The 17,421-nt window shown below is 39.2% G+C and carries 16 protein-coding genes and 1 tRNA gene; 4 read left to right on the top strand and 13 right to left on the bottom strand.

Annotated elements, in window-relative coordinates; all coding sequences use genetic code 11:
* Nucleotides 1-21: 21 nt before the first annotated feature.
* The 11 genes from E4O07_RS10470 to E4O07_RS10420 form a co-directional block, all read right to left on the bottom strand.
* Complete coding sequence (locus E4O07_RS10470; RefSeq protein WP_253685553.1) at nucleotides 22-984, bottom strand: ABC transporter ATP-binding protein; 963 nt, start codon at nucleotides 982-984, stop codon at nucleotides 22-24.
* Complete coding sequence (locus tag E4O07_RS10465; protein WP_253685551.1) at nucleotides 977-1,975, bottom strand: ABC transporter ATP-binding protein; 999 nt, start codon at nucleotides 1,973-1,975, stop codon at nucleotides 977-979. Before E4O07_RS10465 ends, E4O07_RS10470 begins: the two co-directional genes overlap by 8 nt.
* Nucleotides 1,972-2,934, bottom strand: coding sequence for an ABC transporter permease (locus tag E4O07_RS10460; protein ID WP_253685549.1), 963 nt, complete (start codon nucleotides 2,932-2,934; stop codon nucleotides 1,972-1,974). Before E4O07_RS10460 ends, E4O07_RS10465 begins: the two co-directional genes overlap by 4 nt.
* A 2-nt stretch (nucleotides 2,935-2,936) precedes the next feature.
* Nucleotides 2,937-3,878 (bottom strand): ABC transporter permease, encoded by a 942-nt coding sequence (locus E4O07_RS10455; RefSeq protein ID WP_253685547.1) that lies wholly within the window; start codon nucleotides 3,876-3,878, stop codon nucleotides 2,937-2,939.
* Between the two features lie 140 nt (nucleotides 3,879-4,018).
* Nucleotides 4,019-6,253: a methyl-accepting chemotaxis protein gene (locus E4O07_RS10450; RefSeq protein WP_253685545.1), complete on the bottom strand. Its 2,235-nt coding sequence runs from the start codon at nucleotides 6,251-6,253 to the stop codon at nucleotides 4,019-4,021.
* A 227-nt stretch (nucleotides 6,254-6,480) separates the two neighbouring features.
* Nucleotides 6,481-7,761 carry a UDP-N-acetylglucosamine 1-carboxyvinyltransferase gene (murA, locus tag E4O07_RS10445; RefSeq protein ID WP_253685543.1) on the bottom strand — a complete coding sequence of 427 codons (1,281 nt, stop codon included), beginning with the start codon at nucleotides 7,759-7,761 and terminating at the stop codon, nucleotides 6,481-6,483.
* A 14-nt stretch (nucleotides 7,762-7,775) separates the two neighbouring features.
* A complete protein-coding gene (locus tag E4O07_RS10440) occupies nucleotides 7,776-8,480 on the bottom strand; it encodes an early set domain-containing protein (RefSeq protein WP_253685541.1) in 705 nt (234 codons plus the stop codon).
* A gap of 51 nt (nucleotides 8,481-8,531) precedes the next feature.
* On the bottom strand, nucleotides 8,532-9,143 hold the full coding sequence (pth, locus tag E4O07_RS10435) for an aminoacyl-tRNA hydrolase (protein ID WP_253685539.1): 612 nt from the start codon (nucleotides 9,141-9,143) through the stop codon (nucleotides 8,532-8,534).
* Between the two features lie 11 nt (nucleotides 9,144-9,154).
* Nucleotides 9,155-9,892 (bottom strand): LPS export ABC transporter ATP-binding protein, encoded by a 738-nt coding sequence (gene lptB, locus E4O07_RS10430; RefSeq protein WP_253685537.1) that lies wholly within the window; start codon nucleotides 9,890-9,892, stop codon nucleotides 9,155-9,157.
* Nucleotides 9,885-10,574 carry an LptA/OstA family protein gene (locus E4O07_RS10425; protein WP_253685535.1) on the bottom strand — a complete coding sequence of 230 codons (690 nt, stop codon included), beginning with the start codon at nucleotides 10,572-10,574 and terminating at the stop codon, nucleotides 9,885-9,887. Before E4O07_RS10425 ends, lptB begins: the two co-directional genes overlap by 8 nt.
* Entirely contained in the window at nucleotides 10,555-11,154 is a 600-nt protein-coding gene (locus tag E4O07_RS10420) for an LptA/OstA family protein (protein ID WP_253685533.1), read from the bottom strand. The genes E4O07_RS10425 and E4O07_RS10420 overlap by 20 nt, the downstream gene beginning before the upstream one ends.
* Nucleotides 11,155-11,282: 128 nt before the next feature.
* Here E4O07_RS10420 and E4O07_RS10415 point away from each other — a divergent pair, with 128 nt between their 5' ends.
* A complete protein-coding gene (locus E4O07_RS10415; protein ID WP_253685531.1) occupies nucleotides 11,283-12,098 on the top strand; it encodes a CheR family methyltransferase in 816 nt (271 codons plus the stop codon).
* Nucleotides 12,099-12,137: 39 nt separating this feature from the next.
* The gene (locus E4O07_RS10410) at nucleotides 12,138-13,265 is read left to right on the top strand and encodes a protein-glutamate methylesterase/protein-glutamine glutaminase (RefSeq protein WP_253685529.1); all 1,128 of its coding nucleotides are present in this window, start codon (nucleotides 12,138-12,140) and stop codon (nucleotides 13,263-13,265) included.
* A gap of 112 nt (nucleotides 13,266-13,377) precedes the next feature.
* Here E4O07_RS10410 and E4O07_RS10405 read toward each other — a convergent pair whose 3' ends face one another.
* Complete coding sequence (locus E4O07_RS10405) at nucleotides 13,378-13,884, bottom strand: hypothetical protein (RefSeq protein ID WP_253685527.1); 507 nt, start codon at nucleotides 13,882-13,884, stop codon at nucleotides 13,378-13,380.
* A gap of 114 nt (nucleotides 13,885-13,998) precedes the next feature.
* On the opposite strand from E4O07_RS10405, the gene E4O07_RS10400 reads away from it, so the two are divergent.
* Both E4O07_RS10400 and E4O07_RS10395 read left to right on the top strand, forming a co-directional pair.
* Nucleotides 13,999-14,071 (top strand) — tRNA-Ala (locus E4O07_RS10400).
* Nucleotides 14,072-14,119: 48 nt separating this feature from the next.
* Nucleotides 14,120-15,154, top strand: coding sequence for a PTS sugar transporter subunit IIC (locus E4O07_RS10395; protein WP_253685525.1), 1,035 nt, complete (start codon nucleotides 14,120-14,122; stop codon nucleotides 15,152-15,154).
* A 93-nt stretch (nucleotides 15,155-15,247) separates the two neighbouring features.
* Here the strand turns inward: E4O07_RS10395 and E4O07_RS10390 are convergent, their stop codons facing one another.
* Complete coding sequence (locus E4O07_RS10390; protein ID WP_253685523.1) at nucleotides 15,248-17,320, bottom strand: sodium-translocating pyrophosphatase; 2,073 nt, start codon at nucleotides 17,318-17,320, stop codon at nucleotides 15,248-15,250.
* Nucleotides 17,321-17,421 lie beyond the last annotated feature (101 nt).

The following is a 17,421-nucleotide window of genomic DNA, read 5'->3' as shown; positions in this document are numbered from 1 at the left end:
TATCAAAATAATAAAATAAAATCAATCTTGAATTAAATGGCAGGCCGTAAAATGGCCCTCTTCGGTTTCGATTAATTCCGGCTGAATTAACTTACATTTTTCAAAGGCTTTTGGGCAGCGTTTGTAAAATCGGCAGCCTTGGGGCGGATTGATTGCACTGCTTATTTCTCCCTTAATATGAATACGCCGTGCCGACATGGGAGCATCTATATCGGTACTTGGAATTGCAGAAATTAAGGCTTGTGAATAAGGATGAAGCGGGGTTTTATATAGGTCTGCACTTTTTGCAAACTCTACAAGTTTTCCCGAATACATAACGCCTACCTTATCGGAAATATATTTTACGATAGATAAATCGTGTGCAATAAATAGATAGGTCATTTTAAATTCTTTCTGAAGTCTTATCAATAAATTTATTATCTGGGCTTGGATCGAAACATCGAGAGAAGAAATCGGTTCATCGCAGACTATAAAGTCAGGCTGCACAGCCAAGGCCCTTGCAATTCCTATCCTTTGTCTTTGACCGCCTGAAAATTCATGAGGAAATCTATTTGCATGTTCGGGGACGAGACCGACCGTTTCGAGGAGAGAGTATACGGAATCCTCTCTTTCTTTTTTTGTTTTATACAAATTATGTGCTTCCATGCCCTCCGAAATAATTTGCGAAATTGTCATGCGGGGGTTAAAAGAAGCGAAAGGATCCTGTAAAATTATTTGAGCTCTTTTTTTAAATGCGTGCAATTCTCTTTTTGATGCAGAACCGATTTCGATTCCGTCAAAAATTATTTTTCCCCCGTTGGGGCGGTAAAGGCCGAGGACTGTTCTGCCCAAAGTGGTTTTTCCGCAGCCCGATTCGCCTACTATGCCTACCGTTTCTCCTCGGTTTACCGAAAAGCTTACATCATCGACTGCATGTAAAATTTCTTTACGGCCCAATTTGAAGTATTTTTTTAAATTGCAAACTTCTAAAAAAGTGTCAGCCATTGTTTTTTCCTTTTGCAAAATCATGCTGAAGCCAGCAGGAAGTAAGATGATCCTCGCTTACCCTCATTTCGGGAGGCCTATGTGTAAGGCAAACCTTCATACATTTTTCGCACCTGTCGGCAAAGGCGCAGCCTTTTGAAAGAGAAAGCATATCGGGATGATTGCCTTCCGGAGCATAAAGTTTTGTTTCTTTCAATTGGTCGATTGAAGGAACGGCTGCGAGCAATGCCTTGGTGTAAGGGTGTCGGGCATTTTTAAAAATATGTTCGGCTTTTCCGCGCTCTATAATTTTTCCTGCATACATAACCTGAATGCGGTCTGCAACTTCGGCTGCAATTCCAAGGTCGTGGGTGATAAGCATTACGGCCGTCCTTGTTTCTTTTTGAATTTTTTGTATCAGCTCCAAGATCTCGGCTTGAATTGTTACATCGAGAGCCGTTGTCGGCTCATCTGCAATTAAGATTTTAGGATTGCTTGCAAGGGCTATTGAAATTAAAACCCTTTGCCTCATGCCTCCGGAAAATTCGTGTGGATATTGCTTGAGTCTTTTTTCCGGATCAGGGATTTGAGCCAGCTCTAATATTTTTATAGTTCTCTCTAAGGCTTCTTTTTTGCTTACCTTCTGATGAATTAAAATGCTTTCCATAACCTGTTTGCCTATGGGCATTGTAGGGTTTAGATAGCTCAAAGGGTCTTGAAATATCATGGATATTTCGTTTCCTCTTATGTGTTGCATTTCTTCTTCGGAATATTCCAAGATATTTTTATCTGCAAAAATAATTTGTGATTTTTCGTGTATGCGCGTTTTTTTTCCGGGGAGGAGTTTTAAAATCGAGTGAGCCGTAACGCTTTTTCCGCAGCCCGATTCTCCGACAAGAACCAGGGTTTCATCTTCGTATAGATTAAAAGAAATTCCGTTCACGGCATAAATTGTTCCGCCGTAATTTTTGAAGGTAACTGCCAAATCTTTAACTTGTAAAATAGGCTTCATTTGTACTTCCTTAAATGAGGATCCATTGCATCCCGTAGTGCATCGCCTATAATCTGCAAGGATAAAATTGTGAGACTTATAAAAAGGGCAGGAAAAAATAATTGGTAAGGATAAAAGAGCATTGTCTTTTGAGCTTCCGAAGCTAAAACGCCCCAGCTCGTATAAGGCGGCTGAATGCCTAAGCCTATATAAGATAAAAAGGCTTCTCCAAAAATAAATGAAGGAATATCAAATGTTAAGGCTATTATCATAATGCTTACAGTATTTGGAAGTAAATGTTTTATGATGATTTTAAATGAGCTTGTGCCTAAGGCTTGTGCTGCCAAAATAAAGTCTTGATTTTTTATCTGTAAGACCTGCCCGCGCACAAGACGAGCCGTAAAACACCAGCCTGTAATCGTCATTGCAATGATAATCGAAAAAATTCCTTTGCCGAAAATAAGAGAAATTAAAATAGCCGTAATTAAATACGGAATGCTTGAAAGTATTTCGACTATACGCATCATGATTGTGTCTGTTCTTCCGCCTGCATAGGCTGAAGCTCCTCCATAAATTAAGCCTATGCTCATGTCGATTGCAGCTCCCACAATTGCAATTATAAGAGAAACCCGTCCGCCCTTGCATACCCTTGTAAAGATATCTCGGCCCAATTCATCGGTTCCAAAAAAATGCGAAAAAGATGGGCTTAGATTTTTTTCTTTTAAGTTTCCGTTGTCGGCAGAATACCCGCTTAAAATTGGGCCGAATAAACATATTAAAATAATCAAGCCTAAAACTGCACAAGAAAAAAGGGCGCGTTTGCTTTTTTTAAATCTCCTCCGCACATCTTGCCAAAAGCCTATGCTGACTCTTGTTGTTTGAAGTGTTGTTTTTGTTCTTGTAACCGGTTCAAAATCAGATAGACTTAGATTGAGTTCTTTAATTTGATTATCATAGCTCGTTATTATTTTCTCATCCATTTTTAAAGAACCTCATTTTTTGTTTGAATCTTAATCCTCGGATCAAGTAAGTTATAAGCTATGTCTACCAGAATAAGAGATACTACATATAAAAAAGAAATAAAAATTGTTTGTCCCATTACCATTGTATAATCTCTTTCGGAAATTGAGCGTACAAAATAGGAGCCGAGTCCGGGAACCGAAAAAATATTTTCGATGACAAATGTTCCTGTGAAGGTAAAGGCTATTTGCGGGCCGAGCATGGTTATGATAGGCAAAAAGGCATTGCGCAAGATATGGCTTTTTATAATTCTTACCTTTGAAGCCCCCTTTGCTCTTGCAGTTAAAATATAATCTTGATTTATAATATCCAAATAATTGGAACGCATATATCGTGAGTATTTTGCGACAGGTCCTATAGCCAAAGCCAAGGAAGGCAGAACGGTATATTTAAAACTGCCCCAGCCTGTAATGGGAAAGAGGTTATGTTTAATGCCGAAAAAGTATTGCAGCATTTGTCCCAGCACAAAGTTGGGAATGGAGATACCTATAACTGCAATTAGTATAACACCGTAATCTAGTTTTTTTCCTCGGTTTACGGCTGCTAAGATTCCGAACACTAAACCTGCTGAAACGCCGAAAAATAATGCTTGAAGTCCCAGCCTTGCCGAAATAGGTGCATGGGTTTTTATTACATCGGTAACAAGTCTTCCTCTGTAATAAAGAGAAGTTCCTAAATCGCCCTTAGCCAAAAGATTTTTCCAAAAAACTATGTATTGAATAAAAAGAGGCTTGTCGTATCCGTATTGAGAATAAAGTTCACTACGCCTTTCTTCAGGTAAATTTTCTGCTATGGTTTCAATGGGATTGCCCGGAATAATATGCACTAAAAAAAAGGTAATACTGGCAACGATGAACATTGTAAGAATACCGTATAAAATTCTCTTAAAAATAAAGTTAAGCATCTTTAAAATGAGCCTTTTTTGCTAAGCTGAAGATACAGAATATCACAAATTCGGCATAATAGGAAGGGGTTAAAATTTTTACTTAAATTCATAAAGAAAAAGTTTTCAGAGCTACAAGCTCTGAAAACTTAAAGCTTTAATTATATTTTGAACTTTCCGACTTCTTGAGCCAGGGCTTCAATATTCATTTTATTTTTTTGCGAAATACCCTTTACTTCAGAACAGGAGGTTTGTATTTGGCTTGTTCCTGACGACATTTCTTGGATGCTGTTATTTATGATCTGCGTTAATCCCTCAAGCCTGTTCATTTCTTTGACGGCATCTTCACCGGCCTTAAGCATTTCGCCTGAGCCTTCTTGAACGTCTACAGTTATGTTGTTTATATCCTGAATTGCCGATAGAACTTCATGACTTCCGCTTTCTTGCTCTCGCATTGCAGCCATTACACTGCTGCTCATTGATTTTACATTTTCAGCAAGCTCAAATATTGCATTAAATTTTTGTTCTACTGTTTTTGAAGAAGCTGCTAATATGGAAATTTCCTCCGAGAATTTTTTGAGGGCAGACGATATTGATTTTCCCTGCATACTGGATTCTTCGGCTAACTTTCTTATTTCATCTGCGACTACTGCAAAACCTCTTCCTGCTTCTCCTGCATGGGCAGCTTCAATTGCCGCATTCATTGCTAAAAGATTTGTCTGGCTGGCAATATGCTGGATTACATTTGATGCTTCAATCAAACTTCCTGATTCCTCTGCAATTTTGTGCGTAACCGAATTTGAAAGATGAAGGGCTTCTTTTCCGTAGACTGTTGCATCTGCCAATTCTTTAATTGCCGAATCGCTTTGATCCAATATTCTTGTGACTGAAGAAATATTAGCAACCATCTCTTCGATTGCGGAAGATGATTGTGCTACATTTGCAGCCTGACTTTCAATTCGGCCGTCTAACTGTTTTATTGTTTGAAGAATTTGTTCGACGTTTGCCGTAGCTTCGCTCACGCTTGCCGATTGAGATTCGGCTTGCTCTTTTACCCTTAAAATATTTTTGCTTATTTGGCTTATTGAGCTTGCTGTTTCAAAAACGTTTACAGCAAGAGCTTCTCCTGTCCTTTGCATGTCCAAAGTACTGTTTGCAACATTCCTTACTGTAAAGCCTATTTTTTCTATTGTTTGATTAAAGGAATGAGATAGATCTGCAATTTCATCCTTACCCCTTCCTGTTAAACGGGCTGTCAAGTCCCCGTCTCCTTGCGCAATATTTCTGAGGGCCTTAACTACGCTTGAAATTCTCTTTGTGATTCCGTTTATTATAAATGTTAGAATGATTATTGATGCAACAAAACCTGCCAATAAAATTATTGAAACAAGTTTAATTAAATTTTTGCTTTCTTCATAGATTTCTTTTTCGGGTATTGAAGTGCCTACAAACCATATCTCATTTGTACGTCCTATCTTGATAGGCGTAAATACTTCAAGATGCTTATTTCCGTTTATTTGAGTTTCAAGTAAAAATGGAGCAAGAGACCTCTTTGCATCAAAAAACAAGTCTGCCGTTTCTTTGTTTTCAAATTCGGGAAGAGTTTTTGATATTAGGTTTTTGTTTTTATGCGCAAGAACAGTTCCTTTAGCTGAGATAAGAATTGCATAGCCTGATTCAAAGAAGATTTCTTTTGAGAGTTTTTCCTGCATATAATCGAGAGAGTAATCAATTCCTACAACTCCTAAGACTTTTCCTGTTTTATCGCGTATTGGGATTGCGGTACCTGCTACATAAAGCATGTTCCCTTGGATCTCATAGTTATTAGGCTCGATCAAGATACCATGTTGTGAGGTCTTAGGCATTTCATACCAAAAACTGCTTACATACTCGGTTAGGGGAACCATTGAAATTTTACCGCTAATCTTTGTCCAATAAGGAATAAATCTTCCGGTATTATCATGACCTTCCGTATTTTTAAATTTATAGTCAAGTTTATCCAGGGCATTAGGTTCCCAGACTGTCCATACATCTACAAATTTTTCCGAATCTCTTAAAATTTCTTTTTGTAAATTATTAAAATAAGGTCTTCTGTTTTCCGGCGGAATATCTTGGAACGATTCAAATGTTTTTGCTAAGGCTTTATTTGTATCGTATACATTCTTTATAACCGTTTCAACAAAACCTCCAAGGCTTTTACTGGAATCATATAATTTTACAATTGCGTTCCGCTTTGAAGCATTTCCCAGTTTTTTTACAAGAACCAGACTTGTAATAATCAAAAATATTGATAAAACCGAAACTAAGGAAATCATTATTTTTCTTCTTATCGTTAAATTAGAATATCTGCGTATTACTTGAGTTTTGGATACTTTTTTCCCATTGATTTCATTCATAAATTTATCCTCCTAAATATTATAAAAAAAATTCAATAATTGAAATGTGCTTAATGTGAGTGCAGATTAGTATTTTATTCTGTAAGGAAAAGTTTTATATACTTACAGAATAAAATCTTGTTAAAAAGACAGCAGCACACTGCGATTAAAGATATACAGCCAGGTGAGAATTTACAAAAAAAACCAAGGATGGTCAATAGTTTTTGTATAGAAAATAAAAATGCTTTCTATTTTTCGCTTCGCTCTATTTTTACGCCTATAGATTTGAGCCGCTCTACCAAATGCTCATAACCTCTTTCTATCTGGTAGACGTTCCGGATAATGCTTTCCCCTCGGGCACAGCAGGCGGCTATTACCATGGCCATGCCTGCTCTTACATCGGGGGAAACCAATTCGCCTCCATGGAGGGAGCTTGGTCCCGAAATAACTGCACGGTGTGGATCGCACAATGTAATGCGGGCTCCCATTCCGATCAGCTTATCTACAAAGAACATTCTGGATTCAAACATTTTTTCGTGGATTAAAACGGTGCCTTCTACCTGCGTTGCAATTACGGTCATGATGCTTGTAAGATCAGGCGGAAAACCGGGCCATGGGGCATCATCGATCTTGGGAATCATTCCGCCTAAATCGCAGTTTACCTGCATCTTTTGCTTATCGGGAACGGTAAGGGTTGTCCCTTCCAGGGTCCAGCCTATGCCCAACTTGCCGAAGGCTACACGTAAGGGCCGCATGTCTCTCGGTTCTACATCTGTAATTTTTAGCTGACCGCGGGTAACGGCTGCAAGGCCGATAAAAGAGCCTATTTCCATATAGTCGGGGCCTATGCGGTGTTCCGTACCTCCTAGCTTTTCGACCCCTTCTATGGTCAGTATATTAGAGCCTACTCCGCTGATTTTTGCACCCATCTTATTCAGCATTCTACAAAGTTCTTGAACATGGGGCTCGCTTGCAGCATTTGATATGATGGTAGTTCCTTCTGCAAGGCTTGCTGCCATAATAGCATTTTCCGTTGCGGTAACTGATGCTTCATCTAAAAAGATATCTTCTCCCATCAGCTTGTGTGCAATAAAAGAAAAATTTTGATCTGTTTCGACTCTGGCGCCCAATTCCGTCAAGGCTAAAAAATGGGTGTCGAGACGGCGCCTTCCGATAACGTCTCCTCCCGGAGGAGGCAAAATGGCCTTGCCTGTTCTTGCCAAAAGAGGCCCGGCAAATAAAATTGAGGCCCTTATCTTAGATGCAAGATCCTCCGGTATCTTGCTCGTTTTTACCTTTTCCATCCGTAGCTTAAATACGTTTTTTTCAAGTTTTTCGTAGTGGCCTCCCAGAGCTTCAAAAACTTGAAGCATTACAAACACATCCTCAATTTCGGGAATGTTTTTGAGGATAATGGGTTCTTCCGAAAGGATGGCGGCAGCAATACAGGGTAGGGCTGCATTTTTGTTTCCGCTTGCCTTTATTGTTCCCTTTACGGGAAATCCGCCTTGTATAATATATTCGTGCATACTTAACCTCCGCTTTACTGAACCGTTATAACCGAAGCGATTCGTCCATCGACAGTATAAACATGGTTTTTATTTGTGTTATCAGGAAGTCTTGTTCCGCCTGAAAAATAAGCATAGAACCAGGTTCCCGGCGGTAAATGTAAACTCAATTCATATCTCCCCGGAGAAACCTCTATAAGATCATACATAAAGGGGTCCCAATTATTAAATGACCCGGCAAGTCTTATAGTTTTTTTAGGTTCTCCCAAGTAGGTAAATTTTACGGAATTTTTATTATTCACCTCGGTTTTATACTCTTTTTTGTAAGGAACTTCAATACGTGAAACACTCATGCTGTGTATCCGATCGAAAACTATGTTTCTATTTATCGGATCCGATGACCAAAGCCCGTCTATCACAAGTCTGTATTTTATTTCAGTCAGCTCATCGGGAATCGGAAAAATATAGAATAAGATGGGCTCTTTTCCTTCATATAATTCGCTCTGGGGGAGCTTTTGAAAGGAATGAATATGCTTGTAATCTTCATGAGAAAAGGATATACCTACATGACGTTTAGCGGTTGAAGTAAAGATTATATGCCCGTCCTTAATTTTAGGAGCTTCAATACGTACAATAGACTCTACGAGTTTTTGATAAACTTCAGGCTCAATGCTTTTTTCCGAAAAAGCTCTTGGAAAAAAAAGAGCAATAAAAACTAATAAGAATAGTGATTTTTTCATACTCATCCTCATTTTAGTTTCGGAAAAATAAAAAAAATCTTAAGTAAGAGTTTAGCTCTGCGGAGGCGGCACTTTGGCCCATTTTTTTATAAGAATTTGAGGCTCATCAGCTTCTAATAATTCTTTAAAAAAAGAATTTGCATTGGATACTTGGCTTTTTAGAACGTCCAATTCGGATTGTGCGAAGCGGGAAAGCACATAGCCTGAAATATCTGGGGAGGCCTCTCCTCCTTGGGAAGAAAAATCGGGCCGGCCTATGCCTATCCTAAGACGGAAAAAATCTGCCGTGTTTAAAACCGATTTTATCGACCGCAAACCGTTATGCCCCCCAAGACCGCCTGACCACTTAAAGCTGAGAATACCGGGTTTTAATTCCAGCTCATCATGCACGATTAAAATATTTTCAGGTTTTAGTCTAAAAAAAGAAGCGGCAGCTATTACGCTTTCTCCCGACAGGTTCATGTAGGTTTCAGGTTTTAGAATGTGCACTGCCCTTCCGCAGGTCATAGAAGAAGGCAGTTTTGCATATTGCCCCTTAAATTTACCCTGCCATATAGCATTTGAGCCTATTTCTATTGAATCGCATAGTACCCAAGCTGCGTTATGCCTTGTATTTTCGTATTTTTTTCCGTAATTGCCTAAAAAAACGATTAAGTCTATCATCTCATCTCCAATTACATTCTGAATTCTTCGCCCAGATATATTTTTCGGGCAATTTCGGAATTTAAAATTTCATCCCTTGACCCTTGCTCTACAATTTCTCCGCTGCCTATTATGTAGGCCCTGTCGGTTATCTCCAAGGTGTCCCTGACATTGTGGTCGGTTATTAAAATCCCGATGCCCTGATCGGCTAAGATGCGGACTATGCTTTTAATGTCATGTACCGCAATCGGATCGATTCCTGCAAAGGGTTCGTCTAAAAGCAAAAACTTAGGCTCAATAGCCAAGGCCCTGGCTATTTCGGTACGCCTTCTTTCTCCTCCGGAGAGGGTATAGGCTTGCTGTTTTCTGTTTGCCTTAATTCCGAATTCTTCAAGAAGAAATTCAAGCTTTTCCTTTTTTTGCTCTTTGGAAAGATCCTTTCTTGTTTCCAAAATTGCGTAAATATTTTGCTCTACGGTCAGCTTTCTAAAAACCGAAGCTTCTTGAGGTAAATATGAAATTCCTGCGTGGGCTCTTTTATACATAGGCAGGGTTGTTATTCTGTTACCGTCTAAATATATGTTGCCGGAATTAGGTTTATAAAATCCGACAATCATATAAAAGGTGGTAGTTTTTCCTGCTCCATTAGGGCCCAAAAGGCCTACAATTTCTCCCTGATGCATTGAAAAACTTACATCCTTTACGGCATGTTTTTTTCTAAAAAATTTATTTAGCCCCTCAACCTTTAAAACACTCTTTTCGTCAAACATTAGGTTTTTCCTCTTCTTTTTCTTCCTTTCCCTGCTCTACAGAGCCTCTGACTCGGCCGTCAAGGGTTATATCTTCCGTGTCCAAGTTAACTGAAATCTTTCCTGCTCTAAATTCGTCCTTTCCCTTTTTTACAACAGGACTGCCGGTTAATTCTACCTTTGATTCTTTTCTATTATACAAAGCAAACATTGAATTGCAATTTATATCTTTATTTATTATCTTTACATTAAAGCGCATTATAATTATTTCTTGCTTCTTTTTATACTCAATATTTTCCGAAGTGATACTGACATCATTTTTTGTGTCTTTAAGTTCCAGTTTTCCGAACATTGTAACCGTATCCGTTTTTCTATCAAAATTGATTAAATCTGCCTTAAAGCTGTATCCTTTTTCGGTGTCCTCACCCTTAACCGAACCTGTCGCATTTACATATCTATAGTCTTTCCCAAAAATTTCGATACGGTCTGCCGATATTGTCAGGCTGTCTACCTTAACTTCGGCATTTCCTATTAAATTGGTCGATTTTTTATTTTCAGCTACCGCAGCCGTTACCTTATCGGCTTTAAAACTTATTGTTGATGTTTGAGCAGTAATATCCGTTAAAAAAAAGAATATAAGAAAATATACGGGAAAAAGCCTAAGGCTCTTGTGATTCCGAATCTTAGTCTGAATTTTCTTCATTTTTATTCTCCTCAGTTTTAGTCTGAATCTTACCTTCTATAGAGTTTAAAAATTCGAATTCTTTTGAAAGAGTGTTCGCTATGAACCCTGATCCGCTTATATAAAGTTCATCTCCTCTTTTTACTGTTACCTGACCGTCTTCTATTCCATACAGGAGGTTTTCTTTTTTATCCCAAAAAAATGCATCTCCCGAAATCATAAGCCCTTCTTTTAAATCCTCAAAAAAAACCTTTTGTCCTAAAAAGTACTGATTATTTTTTTCGTCTATTTTGATAATTCCGGCTCTTCCCTTGAGTTCTGCCTCCGGCTTGGCGTTTCCGAGCGATTTTTTATCTATTTTAAAGAAACGCAGATTTTTCCCGGCCCATATCCTGTCCGAATCATAAATCTCTAATTCCATAAAATTTATACGTAAATTTAAGGTGTCATCTTCATATTGATCCAAATTTGCATTTTTAAATACAAAATTCGGTTTTTTTTCAAAATTTTGTGCCTCTTTACTATAGTTTAAACTGCAAGAAAATGATATAATAGCAAGAATGGAGGCTATGATAAAAGTTTGAGCTTCCTTAAAATTCATAGTTTATTATACTATCTTTTTTAATCTTAGTCAAAAGCCTTTGACTGCCGATTGACATAATATCGTAGAAGTCATAGACTATATAGAATATTTAAAAATTAAATTTAAGGATGACAGGAGCCTAGAGTATGGCAGATTTTTTAACTGATCAAGAATTCCGTATGTTCAGCGATTTAATATATACCGCTAGCGGTATTACTTTTTCGGATACTAATAGGTCTATTTTGGAAAGCAGGTTAAAAGAAAAACTTAGGGACAAGAAACTTGAAAATGTGTCGGATTATTATGCGATGCTTATCAAGGATTCGGAAGAACAAAAGAGCCTTTTAGACTCCGTTACAACAAACCTTACAAGGTTTTTTAGAAACCAGCCTCACTTTGATGCATTGGAAAATTATGTTATACCTGAGCTTGTAAAGGTAAAAAAAGCTGAAGGAAAGAATAAGCTTAAAATATGGAGTGCCGGATGTTCAACAGGAGAGGAGCCTTATACCATAGCTATGGTTATGAAAAAACATCTTCCTATAGGTTTTACCGCTGAGATTACAGCTTCAGACTTATCCTTAAAATGTCTTCTTGTGGGTAAGACCGGTTTTTATCAGGAATCCAGAGTTGCAGGAATCCCTGACGATTATTTGAAGCTTTATTTTGACAAGTTAAATGACGGCTATCAGGTAAAAAAAGATATAAGTCAAATGGTAAATTTTGACTATCATAACTTAAAACATGACTCAAAGCATACCGATTTTGATCTTGTATTTTGCCGAAATGTTTTGATCTATTTTGATGAGCCTGCTCAAAAAGAAGTTATTGATAGGTTTTGGCGTGCTATGTCGCCTAAATCCTTTTTATTTATAGGTCATTCCGAATCGCTTTTTGGTATGGAGACTCAATTTAAGTTTTTAAAAACGGATTGGGCCTGCTTTTATCAAAAAGGATTTTGATTCTAAAAGCTTTATATAATTCTTCTAAAGGAGTTTTTTATGGAAGATATTCGTGTTTTAATAGTGGATGATTCTGCATTGATGAGAAATCTTATAGGTAAGATTGTTGATGCCACTCCCGGTCTGAAAATAGCCGATAAGGCAATGAACGGCCGTTTTGCCCTTCAAAAGCTTGACCGCGTTGCCCCGGATGTTATAGTTTTAGATCTGGAAATGCCTGAAATGAACGGCATTGAATTTTTAAGAGAACTTAAAAAGCAAAATATAAAGATTCCTGTAGTAATTTTGTCGAGTATTGCAAAAGAAGGGGCGAAGATTACTATGGACTGTTTGGAGCTTGGAGCCTGCGATTTTATTACAAAGCCGTCCGGCTCCGAATCTGCTAATCTAAATACCGTTTCGGAAACTCTTTCAAAGATGCTGCTTGCCTACGGCCGCCGTCATCAAATTGAAACAGGTACAAGAGGCGGTGATACAAGGAAATCTTTTTCAGAATCCTTTACAAGTTCTCTTCCTAAGCCTACAGTTAGAACATCGGCTCCCGAACCTCAAAAAGAAGAAAAACCCATTGCTCACCGGGAACCCGGAAATATTCAGATTATTGCCATAGGTATTTCTACCGGAGGTCCCAATGCCTTGCGTCAAGTTTTTGCATCTATTGATAAGGACCTCCCTCAACCGATAGTTGTCGTTCAGCACATGCCTCCCGGATTTACAAAGGAATTTGCTGCCAGCTTGGATAAAATCTGTCCTCTTGAAGTAAAAGAAGCGGAAGACGGAGATCTTATAAAACCCGGCCGCATTCTTATTGCCCCCGGAGGAAAACACCTCGTTGTAGAAAAGCGCTCCCTTGCTGCAGTTGCAAAGGTTATAGATACGGAACCCCAAAGCGGCCATAAGCCCAGCGTTGATGTTTTGTTTGAATCTGTTGCCAAAGAATACCAAAACCATGCCCTAGGAATAATCATGACCGGTATGGGAAAGGACGGAGCTCAAAATATTACAAAACTTTACAGCGAAGGCTCTCGCACCATAGGACAAGATGAGTCCTCTTCTGTTGTATACGGTATGCCTAGGGTTGCATGGGAAATGGGCGGTGTAATGGAGCAGGTAAGCCTTGATAACATGGCTGCTGCCATAAATCGCTATGGCAAAGAATTTGCTTAAAAATTTAGCGTAAGAGAGCCTATTCGGTTTTTAGTTTTTACAAGACTCAAAAAAACCGTCCGAAAGGACGGTTTTTTTTGTATATTGAAGAAGAGTCCGTCTAAAATGGTTTTTACAGCCTTACAAAGCTCAGTAAAAGCTCTTCTTTTTTAGAATAAAATTTTATTTCGTTTTCGTTTATTTCAATTATATCGGTATTTATTAAATTTTTCTCAAAAGCTTTATCAAAGGCCTTGCCTATAGTATTTGAAGGGTCTACAAGTTTTTTTTCGGTTATTTGAAATCTAAATGGGCTTTCTGTTCTATTTTTTTTATGCTTCCATGTTCCTTTATAATTCGTTATACCTGTTGTGGCTTCAAATTTTCCATCGCTAAAAAAATTTATACGCGACTCTGTCAAATTTGCATCAAGCTGTACATAGTGTCCGTTTTCAAAATAACATCCGGCCAATCTCCAAACCCTTTCTGCTAAGTATTCATCAAAGGGAATTGAGATATCTGCTTTTCTTTTGTGCTCCTTTGACGTTTTTATGCCTTGTGCCGAATTAAATGTTTCACATGACATGGTCAAAATAAGAAAAATCGTAATAAGGAATAAAAAATATATATTTTTTTTCATAATTATCATTCTACGGAAAAAAACGAAAAAAGCAAGATACCTGATTGCTTTTTTTTTTCATTTGATGTAACATTGGATACCGTAATTTCTTGCGATGAGTTTATTTACAACTTTGGGGAATTAGCTCAGTTGGTAGAGCGATTGGTTCGCAATCAATAGGTCGTGGGTTCGATCCCCATATTCTCCAATATCTTTTCTTCTAAAAATACACTATTTTATTCCGGGAGCATTTTAAATGGAAAACTCTTTTAAAGCATTTTTGGCTAAAAAAAACATTGAAATATCGGCTAAGCGTTATTTTATTGACGCAATGAGCGCGATGGCCATGGGGCTTTTTTCTTCTCTCTTAGTAGGTACTATTTTAAACAGCATAGGCCTTAAACTTAATATTACTTTTTTAACTCAAACCGTCTGGCCTATTTGCCGGGATATGACGGGGGCCGCAATCGGTATAGCCATAGCCCACTCGCTAAAAGCCCATACCTTTGTGCTTTTTTCGGCAACGATAGTAGGTTTTGCAGGAAATAAATTGGGTGGGCCTGTGGGGGCCTTTATAGCAACGATAATTAGTACCGAGCTTGGAAAAGCCGTTTCCCACGAAACTAAGATTGATCTCATAGTTACCCCGATGGTAACTATTATTTCGGGAGCCGTAATTGCCGCCTTAGTCGGCCCCGGAATGTCTTCTTTTATGACATGGCTCGGGCAAATTATAATGGAAGCTACTACTCTTCAACCCTTTTGGATGGGAGTTACCGTTTCGGTTTTGGTAGGTGTAATTCTTACCTTGCCTATAAGCAGTGCTGCAATCTGCATGATGCTTTCCCTTGGGGGGCTTGCAGGAGGAGCTGCAACCGTAGGCTGTGCCGCTCAAATGATAGGCTTTGCAGTTATGAGCTATCGGGATAACGGTATAGGCGGAAGTTTTGCCGTAGGCATAGGCACAAGTATGCTTCATATGCCCAATATAATTAAGAATCCTAAGATATGGATACCGCCTACCTTGGCGGCCGCTCTTTTGGGCCCCTTGGCTACTATTGTTTTTAAGATGGAAAATATACCCCTCGGTTCAGGAATGGGAACCTGCGGTCTTGTCGGCCAAATCGGTACTATCACTGCAATGGAAACTATAGGAAGGGGCGGCTTGGACACTTATTTTGCTATTCTTCTTTTACACTTTATCCTGCCGGCTGTTTTAACTCTTTTCTTTACCTTTCTTTTACGAAAAATAAATTGGATTAAGGATGGGGATTTAAAACTGGATCTTTAAAACCTGTTTAAAATAAAAAAAGACGGCCTTATTTTTAAGACCGTCTTTTTTTGTGTTTATCCGATTTCCGCTTGCCGAAAACCTAACAAAAGCTTATCCCCAGTATAGTTTTAACATCGGGGCTATAACCAATGAAACCATTGACATAAGCTTAATCAATATATTGATGGAGGGGCCGGAAGTATCCTTGAAGGGATCGCCTACAGTGTCGCCTACAACAGCGGCCTTGTGAGAGGGTGAACCCTTTCCGCCTGCGATTCCGCCTTCGATCATTTTCTTTGCATTATCCCATGCACCGCCCGCATTGGACATAAAGACGGCCAATACAACGCCGGAAACCGTTACACCTGTCAAAAGACCGATTAACATGGCGGGGCCTCCTGCAAAACCTACAAGGATGGGTGTAATAATTGCGGCAAGGCCGGGGATAACCATTTCCTTTAAGGCAGCCTGAGTACTGATGTCTACGCATCTCTTGTAATCGGGCTTTTCGGTATTTTCCAAGATGCCGGGGTGCTGTTTAAACTGGCGGCGTACTTCTTCAATCATCTTATGGGCAGCCTTTCCTACAGCCGACATTGTAAGGGCTGAGAACAAGAAGGGGAAAACTCCTCCCAAGAGAACGCCTACAAGAACGTTAATGTTTGTAATATCTACACTTGCAACACCGGCTTGCTCTTTAAATGAGGTAAAGAGGATGATGGCCGTCAAAGCAGCTGATCCGATGGCAAAGCCTTTTCCTATAGCGGCCGTGGTGTTTCCTACAGCATCAAGGCTGTCTGTGATATTTCGGACATCCTTGGGGAATTCTGCCATCTCGGCAAGACCGCCTGCGTTGTCGGCGATGGGGCCGTAAGCATCAACTGCAAGCTGGATTCCTAAGGTTACCAACATACCTACAGCGGCTATACCTACACCATAAAGGCCTGCGAGCATAAAGCTTGAAAAGATTGAAGCTCCGATTAAAATCATGACGGGGAAGGCACTTCTCATACCTACGGCTAACCCGGAAATAATTGTGGTTGCAGCTCCTGTTTCGCAAGCATCTACGATTCCCTTAACAGGTTTTTTTCCTGTGCCTGTGTAGAATTCCGTGATAATACCTATTAGAACACCGGCCGCAAGACCAATTACCGTAGAAGCAAAGACATGTAAATAGCCTTGTGTTCCGTTAAATGTTGCATCACCCATTATGAATTTGACTAGGAAGAAAACAAAGATGGTAGCAACGATTGCGGCACCGAATGTTCCTGTGTTGAGAGCTTTTTGAGGGTTTGAACCCGGTTTTGCCTTTACAAAGAAAGTTCCGATTAATGAAGCAGCAAGGCCTGTAACCGAAACCAACAAGGGCAGTATCATCATCTTCATCTTTAAAGAAGAATCCGGAGTGTTTACGATTAGACCCAGAATCATAGCACCTACCAATGAGCCTACAAAGGACTCAAAGAGGTCTGCACCCATACCTGCAACGTCACCTACGTTATCACCTACATTATCGGCAATAGTGGCAGGGTTTCGGGGGTCATCTTCGGGGATACCTGCTTCAACCTTTCCTACAAGGTCGGCTCCTACGTCGGCAGCCTTTGTATAAATACCGCCGCCTACACGTGAGAAAAGGGCAATAGATGAAGCTCCTAATGAAAAAGCTGTTGCTAAGGGTAAAATAATATCTTTAAGGGTATTTTCTTCAGTTCCCAACATTGAAGTAGAGAGAATAAGAACGATAAAAAGACCTATAAATGCAAGACCGACAACGCTCATTCCCATAACGCTTCCGCCTGAAAAAGCAACTTTTAAAGCTCCGTTTAAGCCTTGATCCTTGGCGGCTTGTGTTGTGCGTGAGTTTGCTTGTGTTGCAACGCGCATACCTATGTATCCGGCTGACATTGAAGCAAGAGCACCAAGCAAGAATGAAAGAGATTGGAATTTAAGAGCTCCCTTATTTCCTATGGCTAGGAAAACGGCAACTATGGCGATGAAAGGTAGAAGAGTTATATATTCTCTTCTTAAAAAAGCCATAGCCCCATCGGCTATATGGCCTCCAATTTCTTTTAAAGCCTGATCTGAAACCTTTTGTTTATAAATCCATAAGGTTCTTACAAGTGCATAGGCTAGGGCTGCAATCCCGCCTCCGAGCACGGCATACAATGCGAGTGAAATACTCATTTTTTCCTCCTGTTGTTAGTACAACTTGAAATAATTATACGGTTTTTCCGTCATAATGTCTTTAAATTTACCATATTTTTGGGAGTTTTGCAAGTAGGGGA

The organism is Treponema sp. OMZ 798 (genome assembly GCF_024181385.1).
GTDB lineage: Bacteria > Spirochaetota > Spirochaetia > Treponematales > Treponemataceae > Treponema_B.
The sequence above is the reverse complement of the archived record's forward strand: the minus strand, read 5'-3'. Positions and strand labels throughout refer to the sequence as shown.